This window comes from Streptomyces sp. NPDC047880 (genome assembly GCF_040706515.1).
GTDB lineage: Bacteria > Actinomycetota > Actinomycetes > Streptomycetales > Streptomycetaceae > Streptomyces.
In genome coordinates this window covers 254379-270782 of sequence record NZ_JBEZOK010000008.1, presented here as the reverse complement: position 1 = coordinate 270782, position 16404 = coordinate 254379, and the positions used below count along the sequence as shown (strand labels likewise).

Sequence of the window (16404 nt, the reverse complement as noted above, 5' to 3'; positions counted from 1 at the left end):
ACTGCGCGACGGCACGCCGGAGCGGGCCGGACTCGACCCCGGGGAACTGCGTCACCTCGTCCGGGACGAACTCGGCCACGGGTGCACACCCCGTACTCGGCCCTCGGGCGAGCAGCCGGGCCATCGGACGCGGGCGGCTTCTGCGCGCGGGCGCGCGCGGGCTTCGTGTGCCTGGTGGGGTGTTGTGAGAGGCTGGATCGCATGAACCGGCTGGCTGGTGTGACCTCGCCCTATCTGTTGCAACATGCCGATAATCCGGTCGATTGGTGGCCATGGGGTCCGGCGGCATTCGAGGAAGCAAAACGGCGCGATGTGCCCGTGCTGCTGTCGGTCGGTTACTCTGCGTGTCACTGGTGTCACGTGATGGCGCACGAGTCCTTCGAGGACCGGGAGACCGCCGAGTATCTCAACGCGCACTACGTGAGCGTGAAGGTCGACCGTGAGGAGCGTCCCGACGTGGACGCCGTCTACATGGAGGCCGTGCAGGCGGCGACCGGCCAGGGCGGCTGGCCCATGACCGTCTTCCTCACTCCGGACGCCGAGCCGTTCTACTTCGGCACGTACTTCCCGCCCGCTCCCCGCCAGGGCATGCCCTCGTTCCGGCAGGTGCTCCAGGGTGTGCACCAGGCGTGGGACGAGCGGCGGGACGAGGTGACCGAGGTCGCCGGGAAGATCGTCCGGGACCTGGCCGGGCGGGAGATCTCCTTCGGCGACGCGAGCACCCCCGGCGAGGAGGAGCTCGCGCAGGCGCTGCTCGGGCTCACCCGGGAGTACGACCCGCAGCGCGGCGGGTTCGGCGGGGCGCCGAAGTTCCCGCCGTCCATGGTGCTGGAGTTCCTGCTGCGCCATCACGCCCGCACCGGCGCCGAGGGGGCCCTGCAGATGGCGCGGGACACCTGCGAGCGCATGGCCCGGGGCGGGATGTACGACCAGCTCGGGGGCGGCTTCGCCCGCTACTCCGTCGACCGCGACTGGGTCGTGCCGCACTTCGAGAAGATGCTGTACGACAACGCCCTGCTGTGCCGGGTCTACGCCCACCTCTGGCGGTCCACCGGCTCCGAGCTCGCACGCCGGGTCGCCCTGGAGACCGCCGACTTCATGGTCCGCGAACTGCGCACGAACGAGGGCGGGTTCGCCTCCGCGCTGGACGCCGACAGCGACGACGGCACGGGCCGGCACGTCGAGGGCGCGTACTACGTGTGGACGCCCCGGCAGCTGCGGGAGGTCCTCGGCGAGCAGGACGCCGACCTCGCGGCGCAGGTCTTCGGCGTGACCGAGGAGGGCACGTTCGAGAAGGGCGCGTCCGTCCTGCAACTACCCGTACGGGACGGTGTGTTCGACGCCGAGAAGGTCGCCTCGATCCGGGAGCGGCTGCTCGCCGAACGGTCCCGGCGACCGGCGCCGGGCCGGGACGACAAGGTCGTCGCCGCCTGGAACGGCCTCGCGATCGCCGCGCTCGCCGAGACCGGCGCCTACTTCGACCGGCCCGACCTGGTCGAGGCCGCCGTCGCCGCGGCCGACCTCCTGGTGCGGCTGCACCTGGACGAGCAGGCCCGGCTGACCCGCACCAGCAAGGACGGGCACGCCGGCGCCAACGCGGGCGTGCTGGAGGACTACGCGGATGTGGCGGAGGGCTTCCTGGCGCTCGCGTCCGTCACCGGGGAGGGCGTCTGGCTGGAGTTCGCAGGGTTCCTCCTCGACCACGTCCTGGTCCGGTTCACCGACCCCGCGTCGGGTGCGCTGTACGACACCGCGGCCGACGCCGAGCAGTTGATCCGCCGCCCGCAGGACCCGACCGACAACGCGGCCCCGTCCGGCTGGACCGCGGCGGCGAACGCCCTGCTGGGCTACGCCGCGCACACCGGGTCCGAGCCCCACCGGGCCGCCGCCGAGCGGGCGTTGGGTGTCGTGAAGGCGCTTGGACCGCGGGTGCCCCGCTTCATCGGCTGGGGGCTGGCCGCGGCGGAGGCGCTGCTGGACGGGCCGCGCGAGGTCGCGATCGTGGGTCCGGCCCTGGACGACGAGGGCACAAGGGCCCTGCACCGCACGGCACTTCTGGGCACCGCCCCCGGTGCGGTGGTCGCCGTGGGCGTCCCGGAGAGCGAGGAGTTTCCCCTGCTCGCGGACCGTCCGCTGGTCGGCGGTGAACCGGCCGCGTACGTCTGCCGTAACTTCACATGCGATGCCCCGACGACCGAGCCTGACCGGCTGAGTACGGTCTTGAGTGGCTGAAGTCACGTATCAACGGAAACATGCTCTTTATCTGAACAGCCCCCGGGCTTCACGGTTCCCCCCTAATCTCTGCACAGTGACGTGGCGGACGAGGCCCCACCGGCCCACCGTCACGACAGGGGGTTCTGGGATCTGGGGGGATCTGTTTGCTGACGTCTGTCTTCATCGCTGCTGTTTCGCTTGCCCTGTTCTGGATGGCGGCGTTCACCCTGTGGTGGCAGATGCACGCCTGGCGCACGCCGGAAGTGCTCGCCTCCACCCGGTTCAGCAGCCCGGACGGGGACGAACACGTCTCCTTCTCGCTGCTGCTGCCCGCCCGGCACGAACAGGCGGTGCTGGACCACACGATCCAGCGACTGCTGGAGTCGAGCCACACCGACTTCGAGATCATCGTGATCGTCGGGCACGACGACCCGGAGACCACCGCGGTCGCCGAGCAGGCCGCCGCGCGTGACCCACGGGTCCGGGTCGTCGTCGACACGCACGAGAAGAAGAACAAGCCGAAGGCCATGAACACGGCCCTGCCGCACTGCCGCGGCGACGTCGTCGGGGTCTTCGACGCGGAGGACCAGGTCCACCCCGAGCTCCTCGCCCACGTCGACCACGCCTTCCTCACCACCGGCGCGGACGTCGTCCAGGGCGGGGTGCAGCTGATCAACTTCCACTCCAGCTGGTACAGCCTGCGCAACTGCCTGGAGTACTTCTTCTGGTTCCGCTCGCGGCTCCACCTGCACGCGCAGAAAGGTTTCATTCCGCTCGGCGGCAACACCGTCTTCGTCCGCACGGACGTCCTCAGGGAAGCCGACGGCTGGGACCCGAACTGCCTCGCCGAGGACTGCGACCTGGGCGTGCGCCTGTCCAGCGTGGGCAAGAAGGTCGTCGTCGCCTACGACTCCGACATGGTGACCCGCGAGGAGACCCCGGGCTCGCTGATGTCCCTGCTGAAGCAGCGCACCCGCTGGAACCAGGGCTTCCTCCAGGTGTACCGGAAGAAGGACTGGAAGCAACTGCCCACGCTCGGGCAGCGGCTGCTGGCCCGCTACACCCTGATGACGCCGTTCATGCAGGCCTTCACCGGCCTGATCATCCCGCTCAACGTGGCGATCGCCCTGTTCCTGGACGTGCCCGTCGGCATCGCCTTCATCACCTTCCTGCCGGCCGTCACCGCCCTGGTCACCTTCGTCTTCGAGATCGTCGGGCTGCACGACTTCGGCAAGCAGTACGGGCTGCGCGTCCGCTTCGCGCACTACCTGAAGCTGGTCGTGGGCGGCCCCTTCTACCAGGTCCTCCTCGCCGGCGCGGCCGTGCGGGCCGTCTGGCGTGAGCAGCGCGGCCGCAACGACTGGGAGCTGACGACCCACGTCGGCGCGCACCTCGACGAGCCGGCCGTGAACCGGCAGGACGCGACCCGAGAGGACGTTCCCGCGTGACCTCCACCCTTCCCGCGGTGACCGCTGCGAAGATCCCCGCGCAGCGCGGGCCCGCGCCCCGCACCGGTGCGCACCGCCGAGTCGAGCCGCCGAGCCGGCTGCGCTCCTCCCGGCCCGACCTGCTCCTGTGCGGTGTCCTCCTCGTGGCGATCCTCGTCGTGCAGGGCTGGAACATCGCCGACTACCCGGCCCTCAGCGACGACGAGGGCACCTATCTCGCCCAGGCCTGGTCGGTCCAGCAGGGCGACGGACTCGCCCACTACACCTACTGGTACGACCATCCGCCCCTCGGCTGGATCCAGATCGCCCTGCTGACCTGGATCCCCGCGCTGATCAGCCCCGAGTCGATGACGGTGGGCACCATGCGCGCCGCGATGCTGGTGATCAGCGGCATCAGCGCGGTCCTGGTCTTCGTGCTGGGCCGGCGCCTGGCGCTGCCCCGCTGGGCGGCCGCGCTCGGCATGGTGTTCTTCGGGCTGTCGCCGCTGTCGATCGTGCTCCAGCGGGAGATCTTCCTCGACAACCTCGCGGTGATGTGGACGCTGCTGGCCTTCACGCTGGCGGCATCCCCGAGCCGTCACCTCTGGCACCACTTCGGAGCGGGCATCGCCGCCGCCACGGCCGTGCTCACCAAGGAGACGATGCTCGTCGTCCTGCCCGCCCTGTTCCTCACCATGTGGCGCCACAGCCACCGGGACACCCGCAAGTTCGCCCTCACCGGAGCCGTCACGGCCTGTGCCCTGATCGGCTTCGCGTACCCGCTGTTCGCCCTGCTCAAGGGCGAGTTGATGCCGGGCGCCGGGCACGTGTCCCTCTGGGACGGCGTCAAGTACCAGATGACCAGACCCGGTTCGGGCTTCATCCTCGACCAGGGCTCCGGCTCCTGGGGCGTGCTCCAGTCGTGGCTCTACTACGACCGGATCCTGCCGCTCGGCGGCCTCGCGGGCGCCCTGCTGCTGCTCCTCACCTGGCGCTGGTCGGTCACCGCCCGAGCGCTCGCCGGGCCCGCCCTGGCCGTCGCGATCTTCGCCGCGCTGGCCCTGCGCCCCAACGGCTACCTGCCCGCCATGTACGTCATCCAGGCCCTGCCGTTCCTCGCGCTGGTCCTCGCCGGAGGCACCGCCTCCGTCGCCCACGCCGTGCTGAGCCGCTGGCGCTCCGAGGCGGAGAAACGGTACGTCAGCGCGGGCCGGTACGCGCTCGCCGCCGTCCTCGCCCTGGCCGCCGGCGCCTACGTCGTCCCGCACTGGTACGACGGCGCCCGCACGGCCGTCACCACCGACGCCAACGCCCCCTACAAGGCCGCGTCGAAGTGGCTGGCCACGGAGGTCGACGACCCGGGGCGCACCCGGGTGCTGGTCGACGACGCGCTCTGGCTGGACCTGGTGCACCAGGGCTACCGGCCCGGCCTCGGCGTCATCTGGTTCTACAAGGCCGACCTCGACCCGGCGGTGACGAAGACCATGCCGCGCGGCTGGAAGGACCTCGACTACGTCGTCGCCTCGCCGACCGTGCGGCGGGACGCGGCCGACCTGCCCAACGTCAAGGCCGCCATGGAGCACTCCGAGCCGGTCGCCACCTTCGGCACCGGCGAGGACCGTATCGAGATCCGTCAGATCCAGACGACCGCCGGAGGCAGGCGATGAGCCAGGAACACACCGTCCCCGGTGAGGTCGTCGAGACCGAGCCCACCGAGATCCCCGAGCCGGGCGCGGTCACCATCGTCGTACCGACCTTCAACGAGTCGGCGAACGTACGGCAGTTGCTGCACCAGATCACCGAGACCGTTCCGGCCCGGCTGCCCTGTGAGGTCGTCTTCGTGGACGACTCCACCGACGACACGCCCGAGGTCATCGAGAAGGCGGCGCAGGACTGCCCGTTCCCGGTGACCGTGCTGCACCGCGAGGAGCCGGTGGGCGGGCTCGGCGGCGCGGTCGTCGAGGGCCTGAAGGCGGCCACCTCGGACTGGATCGTCGTCATGGACGGCGACTGCCAGCACCCGCCGTCCCTCGTGCCCGACCTGGTCGCCACCGGCGAACGGGCGGGCGCCGGGCTCGTCGTGGCCTCCCGGTACATCAAGGGCGGCAGCCGGGCCGGGCTCGCGGGCAGCTACCGCATCGCCGTCTCGCGTGGCGCGACCTGGCTGACCAAGGCGCTGTTCCCGCGCCGGCTGCGCGGCATCAGCGACCCGATGAGCGGCTTCTTCGCGATCCGCCGCAGCGCGGTCACCGCGGAGGTCCTCCAGCCGCTCGGCTACAAGATCCTCCTCGAACTCGCCGTCCGCAGCCGCCCGCGGCGGGTCACCGAGGTGCCCTTCGTCTTCCAGGACCGGTTCGCCGGGGAGTCCAAGTCGACCGCGCAGGAGGGCCTGCGCTTCCTGCGCCACCTGGCCGGGCTGCGCACCGCCTCCCCGGTGGCGCGCATGGTCGGGTTCGGCCTGATCGGGCTGACCGGCTTCCTGCCGAACCTGGTCGGCCTGTGGGCGCTGACCGCCGCCGGCATGCACTACGTACCGGCGGAGATCCTCGCCAACCAGCTCGGCGTCGCCTGGAACTTCCTGCTCATCGAGCACCTGCTGTTCCGCGAGCGGCGCCGGCACCGGCGCTGGTGGGACAGGGCCGGGCGGTTCGCGTTGCTCGCCAACGCCGACCTGGTGCTGCGCATCCCGCTGATCGCCCTGTTCGTGCACCAGTTCCACCTGGGCGTGCTGTCGGCCACCGCGCTCGCGCTGGTGACGACGTTCGTGCTGCGCTTCGCCGGGACCGAAGCGCTGGTCTACCTGCCGCGCCGGGGCCGCGAGAAGCCCGGACGCGGGAGCCGCACCGCAAGGAGAACCGTGTGAACCTTCGACGCAGAACGACCGCGCTCCTGTCCGTGGCGGGCCTCACCTCGGGTCTGCTCCTGACCGCACCCCAGTCCGCCTCCGCCGCCAACCTCATCAAGAACCCCGGCTTCGAGACCGCGGGCGGCGACGGCATGCCGTACTGCTGGGAGAAGTCCGGCTGGGGCGACAACGACTTCACCTTCACCACCACGACCGACGCGCACACCGGCTCCAAGGCCATGAAGGTCGAGCTGACCCGCCGCGTCGACGGCGACCGCAAGGCTCTGATCACCGAGTCCGCCGCGTGCGCGCCGGTGGTGACGCCGGGCAAGCAGTACGACCTGGGCCTCTGGTACAAGACGACGACCCCGGACGCGGCGATCACCCTGTTCCGGCACGACACGACGGCCGGCTGGCAGTACTGGACCGACCTCAAGACGCTGGACATGGCCGGCAACTGGAGCGAGGCCACCGTCCGCACGCCCGAGGTCCCGGCCGGCACCGACCGCATCTCCTGGGGCGTCTCCGTCTACGGCACCGGCTCCGCCACCACCGACGACTACACGATGGACCAGGTCCCCGACCCGGTCCTGCCCCCGAAGTGCACCGGCACCGCCGCGCAGTGCGCCGACGGCAAGTGGGACGTGCTGCCCACGCAGAACCCGGTCCGCTCCATGCACTCGGTCGTCCTGCGCAACGGCAAGGTGCTGCTGATCGCGGGCTCCGGGAACGACGAGTCGATGTTCGAGGCGGGTACCTTCACCTCGGCGGTGTACGACCCGCAGAAGGGCACCTACAAGGTCATCCCCACCCCGAAGGACATGTTCTGCGCCGGTCATGTGCAGCTCCAGGACGGGCGCGTGCTGGTGATGAGCGGCAACAAGGCGTACCCGGTGCCGGGCGGACACGGTTACGAGGGCTTCAAGGACTCGTACGTCTTCGATCCGCAGACCGAGACCTACGCCAAGACCAACGACATGAACGACGGCCACTGGTACCCGTCGGCCACGCTCCTCGGCAACGGCGACGTCATCTCCTTCGGCGGCCTGCGCGAGGACTCCACCGGCTCGGTCACCGCCGAGCTGTTCTCCGAAGCCGAGCAGCGGTGGCAGCCGCTGTGGAAGGTCAACCAGACCTGGTCGTACTGGGGTCTGTACCCGTCGATGATCCTCATGCAGGACGGCCGCCTCTTCTACTCGGGCAGCCACGTCTTCGGCAACAACATCCCGGGCACGGGCTCGGCGATCTACGACTACGGCGCCAACACCACCACCCAGGTGCCCGGCCTGCGGAACAAGGACGAGCGCGACCAGTCGGCGAGCGTGCTGCTGCCCCCGGCGCAGGACCAGAAGGTCCTCACCCTCGGCGGCGGCAACATCGACTCCAACCCGGAGGCCAACCGCCTGACCGACATCATCGACCTCAAGCAGCCCAGCCCCTCGTACGTGGCCGGACCGCCCATCCCGCAGGGCACGGTCGACCTGGGCAACGGCGCGGTCCCGCAGACCGGGAACCAGGGCAAGATGTACGTCTCCGCGGTGCTCATGCCCGACGGCAAGGTGCTGGAGACGGGCGGCGCGCTGCACAACCGCGCCAACCCGGTGTACGAGACGTCGGTCTTCGACCCCGAGTCGGAGACCTTCGACCCGGTGGCCGCCGACCCCGAGGCGCGCGGCTACCACTCGTCGGCGTTCCTGCTCCCCGACGGCCGGGTGATGACGACCGGTGACAACCCGGGCAACGGCACCTGGAATCACGACGTGTCGGTGTACAGCCCGCCCTACCTGTTCAAGGGCCCGCGCCCCGCGATCACCTCCGTCATCGACACCGAGTGGAACTACGGTGACACCCAGCGGATCACCGTCGACCGGCCCATCGCCAAGGCCGAACTGATCCGCCCGGCGGCCGTCACGCACTCCTCGGACCCGAACCAGCGGTTCGTGGACCTGCCGCTGTCCGTCGACGGCAACAACGTCGACCTCAACGTGACGAGCAACCCCAACCTGGCCCCGCCCGGCTGGTACATGCTCTTCGCGGTCGACGCGAACGGCGTGCCGTCGGTGGCGAAGTGGGTGCACCTCCAGGGCCCGCAGGCGCTCAAGGCGACCGACGCCTCGGCCCATGTCCACGACTTCGCGGACGAGCCCACGGGCAAGGTGGTCAAGCCCGGCAAGAAGCGGACGTCGCAGAAGGTCAGCCCGACGGTCTCCGGCTGCGACCGCCACTACGGCTCGATCAACGTCTGCGTGCCGACGGACTTCCCGGCGGAGGTGAAGAAGACGACGGCGGCACGTTGTGGGTGGCTCAAGACCAACGACTACGGCCGCCTGAGGATCAACGGCAAGGACGACCCGCTGGGCCTGGACAGGAACAGGGACGGAATCGCCTGCGGCACGGGGGACGTGACCAGGCGCTAGGGGCGGCACGCCCCTTTCAGGGGTGTGGGGAACCGCGCGACCAGCCACGACGGTCGCGCGGTTCCCCGCGGTCATCAACCGTCACCGGCGCCCAGCCTTCTCGGTGCGAGGCACCAGCCACACCGCGCCCACCTCCTGGGCCGCTGGAGCGTCGTCTTTCCCGTCACTCCACGGCGCGGCCGATGAGTTTGTGGCTCCCGGCCGGTCCAAGCTCGTGACACCCCAGGAAAGGACACCGCCATGTCGGAGCTTCTCGTCGACTTCATCACCTCCCTCGACGGCCACGCATCGGGAGAGGGATGGCCCGGGTTCTGGGGCCTCGAGGGCCCGGAGTACCTCGCATGGCTCGGCGAGCAGCCCGAGGCCACCTACCTGATGGGGGCGAACACCTACCGCCTGATGTCGGGCTTCGCCGCAGGCCAGGTCCCGAGCGGCCAGGACGAGTTCAGGCCCGAAGAAGAGGCATCCGTCGACGAGCTCACGCAAGCGCCCAAGGTGGTGTTCTCCTCCTCACTCGAGCAGCCACTGACCTGGGCCAACTCCACGCTCGTCCGCGACGACGCCGTCGAGGCGGTCCGCGCCATGAAGTCGAGCGGCTCGGGGCTCCTCAGCACGATCGGCAGCCTCAGCCTGAGCCGGTCCCTGCTACGGGCCGGACTCGTCGACCGCTTCCGGGTCGTGATGTTCCCGGTGATCACCGGGGCGACGGGTGAAGAACGCATCTACGACGGCTATCCGGACGTTGCCCTCGAGATGATCGCGCACCGCACCTTCGACGGCCGCATCCAGCTGGTCGAGTACAAGCCCCGCGTGCTCGAGCGTCCGCCGCTCGGCGTCCCCGCGTGACGTCGCCCCGTCCGCTGGTCCGGACAGCCGCCGGTCCGGCCCCGGCGGGCGCGGAGCAAGACCTCATAGGGTCACCGAGATCGGCTTGAGGCCTGGCCGGCGTGGGCCGGCCGCGGTCGACGGCGCTCAGCCCTCAACAGCGCTCCGGGCGAAAGCGACCGCCTGCTCCACAATGGCCTCCAACTGCTCGTGGTGCGCACCTCGCCAGTAGGCCCGGCCGCACGCAGCGCATCGCGCGAACACGTCATACGTCGCATGCGTCCCGTGCTTCAGCTGATCGGCGACCTCATCCTTGGTCGCCTCACGCAGCACCCCGTTACAGGCCGTGCACCGCGTCCAGGGCAGCAGCTCGGGCCGGAACCGGTCCAGCACGTCCCGCAGCTGCTCCTCGGGCCGCGTGCTGTAGACGAACGCCCCCGCCCACAGCTCCCGGCGCCGCAGCAGCCCCCGGTCGCGGCTCAGCATCACCCGCTGCTCGGCCGCCGAACGCGCCGCCAGCGCCGGGTCGCCGATGTCGGTCGACTCGTACGCCGTGTCCACGCCGAGCAGGCGCAGCCGCCGGGCCAGCGTGCCGAGGTGCACGTCCAGGAGGAAGCGCAGGGGAGCGCCCGGGACCTGCTGGGGGCGGGCGACGGCCCGGACCGACACCGACTCGCCGGCCGCCGGGACGTGCGCGAAGGGCACCTCACGGCCGTCCACGAGCAGCGCGCCGACCTCGGTCAGCGGCACTCCGAGGGACTCGACGACGTGCCCCAGGCTGGAGACGCCGTCGGTGGCGGCCCGCACGGCGCCCTGCCGGGCCCGGGGCACGAAGACGTGCAGCTCGGGGGCGAACTCGACCTGGATCTCGGGACCGTTCACCCGGTCAGGATGCCATGGCGAAAGGGCGCCGGCCTCAGGGTTTTCCGGCCGGCAGGCCGTGTTCCAGAACGACCAGGGCGCGGTCGACGAGATCCCGGACGTCGTGGCGGTGACCGGTCTCGGCCCAGTAGTGGGAGACCTCCGTCAGCCCGCTCATCACGGCCATGGCGAAGACCCGCAGCTCCAGACCGTCGGGATCGAGCCCGGAGCGCTCCGCCAGGGCCTGGCGGAGCAGTCGGCCGGTGACTGCGGTGCCCTGCAGCATCCGGGCCCGGACCGCGGGTACCTCGACCCCGAGCCGGGCCCGCAGCCGGGTCACCTCGGGTTCTTCGGCGAGGCCCGGGTCGAGGGCCGTGCGCAGCACGTGCCGGAGGCTGTCGGCCCACGGCTCGTCCGCCGGCCGGGACCGCAGCTCCGCCGCCATCGCCGGGTCCCACTCGTCGGTGACGACGATGTCCTCCTTGGCCGGGAAGTAGCGGAAGACGGTCGACGGCGACACCTCGGCGCGCTCGGCGATCTGCTCGATCGTCGTGGCGTCGTAGCCCTGCTCCTCGATGAGCGCGTAGGCCGCGGCGCGGATCGCCCCGCGGGTCTTGATCTTCTTCCGCTCCCGGAGCCCCGGCCGGGGCCGGTCGGCTGGGGTGGTGCTCGGAGCTGTCATGCAGGCCATTGTCGGCCATCGGAAGGGGCCGGGCATGCGAAGGGCCACGGCCGGCAGCCGTGGCCCGGTGGGGGAGAGGGCGCTACGTGTGCTGGTACGCCACCAGCGAGATGCCCACGTAGTGCGCGATGAAGGCCGCGAGCGTGAAGGAGTGGAACACCTCGTGGAAGCCGAACCAGCGCGGTGACGGGTTCGGCCGCTTGATCCCGTAGACCACGCCGCCGGCGCTGTAGAGCACGCCGCCGACGATGACCAGGACGAGGACGGCGATGCCGCCGGTCCGCATGAAGTCCGGCAGGTAGAAGACGGCCGCCCAGCCCATCGCGATGTAGCACGGCGTGTAGAGCCAGCGCGGGGCGCCGACCCAGAAGACGCGGAAGAGGATGCCGGCCACGGCCGCGGCCCAGATGCCCCACAGCAGCCACTGCCCCTTGGCGCCGGGCAGGAGCAGCATGGTCAGCGGCGTGTACGTGCCCGCGATGATCAGGAAGATGTTGGCGTGGTCCAGCCGGCGCAGGACGCCGTCCATGCGGGGGCTCCAGTTGCCCCGGTGGTAGAGCGCGCTCACGCCGAACAGCAGGCAGGCCGTCAGAGCGAAGATGCCGCAGGCGATGCGCCCTCTGGTGGAGTCGGCCAGGGCGGTCAGTACCAGGCCCGCGATCAGTACGGCGGGAAACATGCCCAGGTGCAGCCAGCCGCGCAGCTTCGGCTTCACCGGGTGCGGCAGGGAGAGCGCCTTCGGACCGTGGCCGTCGGCCGCCGAGTCCGTGGGCGCGTCGGGGACGAACGCAGTCATGGGCGAATGGTAGCTACGGAACCGTAAGTCACGTATCAGTGCCGCTCATTGCGGGGCGGAGAAGTGGCCAGCCTCTCACCGCCGTCCTGCGGTGGTTACGCAAACGGACTCCCAGGTGAACGCAACGTGCACGCAAAGCCGCCGCGGGAAACCGTGGCGAGCCTCACGTTGCTCACCTGTGCGCTCCTCTGGACAGATGGGCGCATACGTCGGATGATCAAATGAGTGCGGTCGGCACCGGATGAGCGCCAAGATCCACCCAGAAGCATCCGGGTCGCAGCCCCCACGGGGCCTCCACATCACAAAAAATCCCTCATTTAGGAGCAATCGTGGCGCGCGACATCGCGGCTCCCACCGTCCCCACCACCCATCAGGGGCTGATCTCGTGGGTCAACGAGATCGCCGAGCTGACGCAGCCGGACAACGTGGTCTGGTGTGACGGATCCGGGGCCGAGTACGAGCGACTGTGCGAGGAGCTCGTCGAGAAGGGCACCTTCCGCAAACTCGACCCGATCAAGCGCCCCCACTCCTACTACGCCGCCTCCGACCCCACCGACGTCGCGCGCGTCGAGGACCGGACGTTCATCTGCTCCGAGAAGGAGGAGGACGCGGGGCCGACCAACCACTGGAAGGCCCCCGCCGAGATGCGGGAGATCTTCCAGGGCTCCGGGGGCCAGGGAGGCCTGTTCCGCGGCTCGATGCGCGGCCGCACCATGTACGTCGTGCCCTTCTGCATGGGCCCGCTCGGCTCGCCGCTGTCCGCACTCGGCGTGGAGATCACGGACTCGGCCTACGTCGCCGTCTCGATGCGCACCATGACCCGCATGGGCCAGGCCGTCCTGGACGAGCTCGGCTCCGACGGCTTCTTCGTCAAGGCCGTGCACACCCTGGGCGCCCCGCTGGAGCCCGGCCAGGCGGACGTGCCCTGGCCCTGCAACCAGACCAAGTACATCTCGCACTTCCCCGAGGACCGCGAGATCTGGTCCTACGGCTCGGGCTACGGCGGCAACGCCCTGCTCGGCAAGAAGTGCTACGCCCTGCGCATCGCCTCCGTCATGGCCCGTGACGAGGGCTGGCTGGCCGAGCACATGCTCGTCCTCAAGCTGACCCCGCCGCGCGGCGAGGCCAAGTACGTCGCGGCGGCCTTCCCGAGCGCCTGCGGCAAGACCAACCTCGCCATGCTGGAGCCGACCGTCCCCGGCTGGACCGTCGAGACCATCGGCGACGACATCGCCTGGATGCGCTTCGGCGAGGACGGCCGCCTCTACGCCATCAACCCCGAGGCCGGCTTCTTCGGTGTCGCCCCCGGCACCGGCGAGCACACCAACGCCAACGCGATGAAGACGCTCTGGGGCAACTCCGTCTTCACCAACGTCGCCCTCACCGACGACAACGACATCTGGTGGGAGGGCATGACGGAGGAGACCCCGGCCCACCTCACGGACTGGAAGGGCAACGACTGGACGCCCGAGTCGGGTGTCCCGGCCGCGCACCCCAACGCCCGCTTCACCGTCCCGGCCTCGCAGTGCCCGATCATCGCGCCCGAGTGGGAGGACCCCAAGGGCGTGCCGATCTCGGCGATCCTCTTCGGCGGCCGCCGCGCCACCGCCGTGCCGCTGGTGACGGAGTCCTTCGACTGGAACCACGGTGTCTTCCTCGGCGCCAACGTGGCCTCCGAGAAGACCGCCGCCGCCGAGGGCAAGGTCGGCGAGCTGCGCCGCGACCCGTTCGCGATGCTGCCCTTCTGCGGCTACAACATGGGCGACTACATGGCCCACTGGGTCGACGTGGCCAAGGACAAGGACCAGTCCAAGCTGCCGAAGATCTACTACGTCAACTGGTTCCGCAAGAACGACGAGGGCAAGTTCGTCTGGCCCGGCTTCGGTGAGAACAGCCGCGTCCTGAAGTGGATCGTGGAGCGCCTGGAGGGCACGGCCGAGGGCGTCGAGACCCCCATCGGCATCCTGCCGACCAAGGAGGCCCTCGACACCGACGGCCTGGAGCTGGCCGAGTCCGACCTGGAGTTCCTGCTCACGGTGGACAAGGAGGTCTGGCGCGAGGAGGCCGCCCTGGTCCCCGAGCACCTCAACACCTTCGGCGACCACACGCCGAAGGAGCTGTGGGACCAGTACCGCGCGCTGGTGCAGCGCCTGGGCTGAGCCCTCCCCGAACTCCGCGGCCGGCCCGAACCGACAGTGCCCTGACCAGCAACATCGTCACGGCCGGCCGCGGAACCGACTGGCGGGACCCGCACAACGGCGTGCGGGGTTCCGGGCCTGTCGCCGCCATCCGTCCGCCCCGACGGAAACCGGCGGCGACAGGCCCTCTCCCGCCCGCTCGGCGCGGCTCGCTCCGCGGGCTCACGAACGTGCCGATGAATGACCGAGCGCCCCGGCCGACGGCCTACGTCGACCGGGGCGCTCGGGCGTTTTCGGGGTATCGGTGTACAGCTCGCACCACACGGTCTTACGAGCGGCCTCCTGCTCCACGCCCCACCGCACGGCCAGCGCGTCCAGCAATGCCAGCCCGCGCCCCGACTCGGCTTCGGTGCCGACGCCCGCGACCAGAACGGGCAACACCCGGGGGTCGGGATCGGCTGACCCCCAACCGGACCCGCCCGCCCTCCGCCCGACACACCCGCACCGTGACGGGGACGCCCTCCCCGACGTGCCGGATCACGTTCGTGACGAGCTCGCTCGCGCACAGCTGCACGTCGGTCCCGTACGAGCGCAGCGCCCGCCGTACGCAGGACACCTCGCCGGAGGCCGCGAGCAACTCCAGCGTCATCACGGGCCGCATCACGCGGTACCCCGCCGGAGAGCTGCGGTCAGGGCCTGCGCGGTGAGGAGATTGCAGGCACCGAGCGTGATCAGCGGCCGCGCGGGCCGGGAGGCGAGAGCCGGTTGATCGAGTCCGAGGGACGGCAGGGTGATGCCGTGCGCGGCGAGCGCGGCTCGCAACTCCTGGACGCAGGCGTCGGCTTCGGCGGGGCTGTGCATGGGGTTCACACCTTCCAGTGCGCTGTGTGACGAACTCCTCACACTCTGCCGCCGTGCGCCGTAGCGTTACAGCCCATCGGCATCCCGCGCCTGAACTGCGCGTACGCGGTGCGGGATGCGGTAGCGGGCGGTAACGGCACACCAAGGACGGTGGACGATGGGGCAGCGCAAGGACATCGACGGTTCGACGGGCGTCCCGACCTTCTACGGCAGTGAGTTGCGCTGGAAACGGGAGGAGGCGGGCCTCACCCTCCAGCAACTCGTCGAGGGCAGCTTCTACGGTCAGAGCCACCTCAGCGAGATCGAGCGCGGCACGCGCCGGATGCCGGCGGAACTCGCCGAGCACGTGGACCGGGTGCTCGGCACGGACGGCTTCTTCAGGCGGCGCTGCGAGGACGTGCGACGGGCGAAGCGACGAGGGCACGCGAGCTACTTCGAGCGGGTGCTGGAGGCGGAGCAGCACGCGGAGACCATCGAGGAGTGGTGCCCGACGCTGGTGCCGGGGTTGTTGCAGACGGAGGCGTATGCGCGGGCGGTGACCCGATCCGCTCATCCCCTGGCACCGGACGAGGACGTGGAGGAGAAGGTGACCGCCAGGCTGGCGCGGGCCCGGCTGTTCGAGGACGACCACAAGACCCGGGAGTACTGGGTGATCCTGCCGGAGTCGCTGCTGCGGCAGCCCATCCTGCCGCCGGAGCGGAACGCCGAACAGTGGGAGCGCATCGCCGACCTGGCACGACGCCGTCGCATCGTTCCCCAGATCCTTCCGTGGAACTGCGGGGCGCACCCGCTGATGATGGGCATGGCGAAGGTCATGGCTTTCACGGATGCCCCACCGCTGGTCTATCTGGAGTCGCAGTACAGCGGGGACACAATCGACGATCCGGCCCTCGTGAAGCAATACCGCAAGGCATACGATCGGCTCAGGGCCGCCGCACTGCCACCGGAGGCGTCCCTCGCCCTGATCGAGCAAGCGGCTGAGGATGACCGAAATGGCAAGCAGCGGAGTTGACTTGAGCACAGCCGTCTGGCGCAAGAGCACCTACAGCAACGGAAGCGGCGGCGATTGCGTGGAGGTGGCCGAGGCCTTCCCCGGCGCCGCCCGCTGGCGCAAGAGCACCTACAGCAATGGCGACGGCGGCGACTGCCTCGAAGTCTGTGACGCCCACACCGCCGTCGTCCCCGTCCGTGACTCCAAGGCCCCCCACGGCCCGGTCCTCACCATCACGGCACCGGCCTGGACGTCCTTCGTCACGTCCCTCAAGTCGGCACCTGCCGTATGACCGCCAGGTGGCACAGAGGCGCCCGGCTGAGATGCCCCAGCCGAGCGCCTGCTGT

General features: G+C 70.4%; 13 protein-coding genes and 1 pseudogene. 9 read left to right on the top strand and 5 right to left on the bottom strand.

What is annotated here, in order from left to right; all coding sequences use genetic code 11:
• Positions 1-201: 201 nt before the first annotated feature.
• The 6 genes from AB0937_RS15825 to AB0937_RS15800 all read left to right on the top strand — a co-directional run bounded on the left by AB0937_RS15825 (position 202) and on the right by AB0937_RS15800 (position 9749).
• Positions 202-2232, top strand: a complete 2031-nt coding sequence (locus AB0937_RS15825; protein WP_366712177.1) for a thioredoxin domain-containing protein — start codon at positions 202-204, stop codon at positions 2230-2232.
• A 146-nt stretch (positions 2233-2378) separates the two neighbouring features.
• Positions 2379-3662, top strand: a complete 1284-nt coding sequence (locus AB0937_RS15820) for a glycosyltransferase (protein WP_366712176.1) — start codon at positions 2379-2381, stop codon at positions 3660-3662.
• A complete protein-coding gene (locus AB0937_RS15815; RefSeq protein WP_366712175.1) occupies positions 3659-5308 on the top strand; it encodes a phospholipid carrier-dependent glycosyltransferase in 1650 nt (549 codons plus the stop codon). The genes AB0937_RS15820 and AB0937_RS15815 overlap by 4 nt, the downstream gene beginning before the upstream one ends.
• Positions 5305-6504, top strand: coding sequence for a glycosyltransferase family 2 protein (locus tag AB0937_RS15810; protein WP_366712174.1), 1200 nt, complete (start codon positions 5305-5307; stop codon positions 6502-6504). The genes AB0937_RS15815 and AB0937_RS15810 overlap by 4 nt, the downstream gene beginning before the upstream one ends.
• Positions 6501-8903, top strand: a complete 2403-nt coding sequence (locus tag AB0937_RS15805) for a galactose oxidase early set domain-containing protein (RefSeq protein WP_366712173.1) — start codon at positions 6501-6503, stop codon at positions 8901-8903. The genes AB0937_RS15810 and AB0937_RS15805 overlap by 4 nt, the downstream gene beginning before the upstream one ends.
• Positions 8904-9143: 240 nt before the next feature.
• The gene (locus AB0937_RS15800) at positions 9144-9749 is read left to right on the top strand and encodes a dihydrofolate reductase family protein (protein WP_366712171.1); all 606 of its coding nucleotides are present in this window, start codon (positions 9144-9146) and stop codon (positions 9747-9749) included.
• Between the two features lie 126 nt (positions 9750-9875).
• Here AB0937_RS15800 and AB0937_RS15795 read toward each other — a convergent pair whose 3' ends face one another.
• From AB0937_RS15795 to AB0937_RS15785, 3 genes are all read right to left on the bottom strand, one after another.
• Positions 9876-10610 (bottom strand): Mut7-C RNAse domain-containing protein, encoded by a 735-nt coding sequence (locus tag AB0937_RS15795; RefSeq protein WP_366712170.1) that lies wholly within the window; start codon positions 10608-10610, stop codon positions 9876-9878.
• A 34-nt stretch (positions 10611-10644) separates the two neighbouring features.
• Complete coding sequence (locus AB0937_RS15790) at positions 10645-11271, bottom strand: TetR family transcriptional regulator (RefSeq protein ID WP_366712168.1); 627 nt, start codon at positions 11269-11271, stop codon at positions 10645-10647.
• An 82-nt stretch (positions 11272-11353) separates the two neighbouring features.
• Positions 11354-12067: a hemolysin III family protein gene (locus AB0937_RS15785; protein ID WP_366712167.1), complete on the bottom strand. Its 714-nt coding sequence runs from the start codon at positions 12065-12067 to the stop codon at positions 11354-11356.
• Between the two features lie 329 nt (positions 12068-12396).
• On the opposite strand from AB0937_RS15785, the gene AB0937_RS15780 reads away from it, so the two are divergent.
• Positions 12397-14226: a phosphoenolpyruvate carboxykinase (GTP) gene (locus AB0937_RS15780; protein WP_366712165.1), complete on the top strand. Its 1830-nt coding sequence runs from the start codon at positions 12397-12399 to the stop codon at positions 14224-14226.
• 201 nt (positions 14227-14427) lie between these two features.
• Here the strand turns inward: AB0937_RS15780 and AB0937_RS15775 are convergent.
• A pseudogene (locus AB0937_RS15775) lies at positions 14428-14866 on the bottom strand (ATP-binding protein).
• Positions 14866-15066 carry a hypothetical protein gene (locus AB0937_RS15770; RefSeq protein WP_366712164.1) on the bottom strand — a complete coding sequence of 67 codons (201 nt, stop codon included), beginning with the start codon at positions 15064-15066 and terminating at the stop codon, positions 14866-14868. Before AB0937_RS15770 ends, AB0937_RS15775 begins: the two are co-directional and overlap by 1 nt.
• 157 nt (positions 15067-15223) lie before the next feature.
• On the opposite strand from AB0937_RS15770, the gene AB0937_RS15765 reads away from it, so the two are divergent.
• Together AB0937_RS15765 and AB0937_RS15760 are read left to right on the top strand one after the other, a co-directional pair.
• On the top strand, positions 15224-16078 hold the full coding sequence (locus tag AB0937_RS15765; RefSeq protein WP_366712162.1) for a helix-turn-helix transcriptional regulator: 855 nt from the start codon (positions 15224-15226) through the stop codon (positions 16076-16078).
• Positions 16059-16349 carry a DUF397 domain-containing protein gene (locus tag AB0937_RS15760; protein WP_366712161.1) on the top strand — a complete coding sequence of 97 codons (291 nt, stop codon included), beginning with the start codon at positions 16059-16061 and terminating at the stop codon, positions 16347-16349. Before AB0937_RS15765 ends, AB0937_RS15760 begins: the two co-directional genes overlap by 20 nt.
• Positions 16350-16404 lie beyond the last annotated feature (55 nt).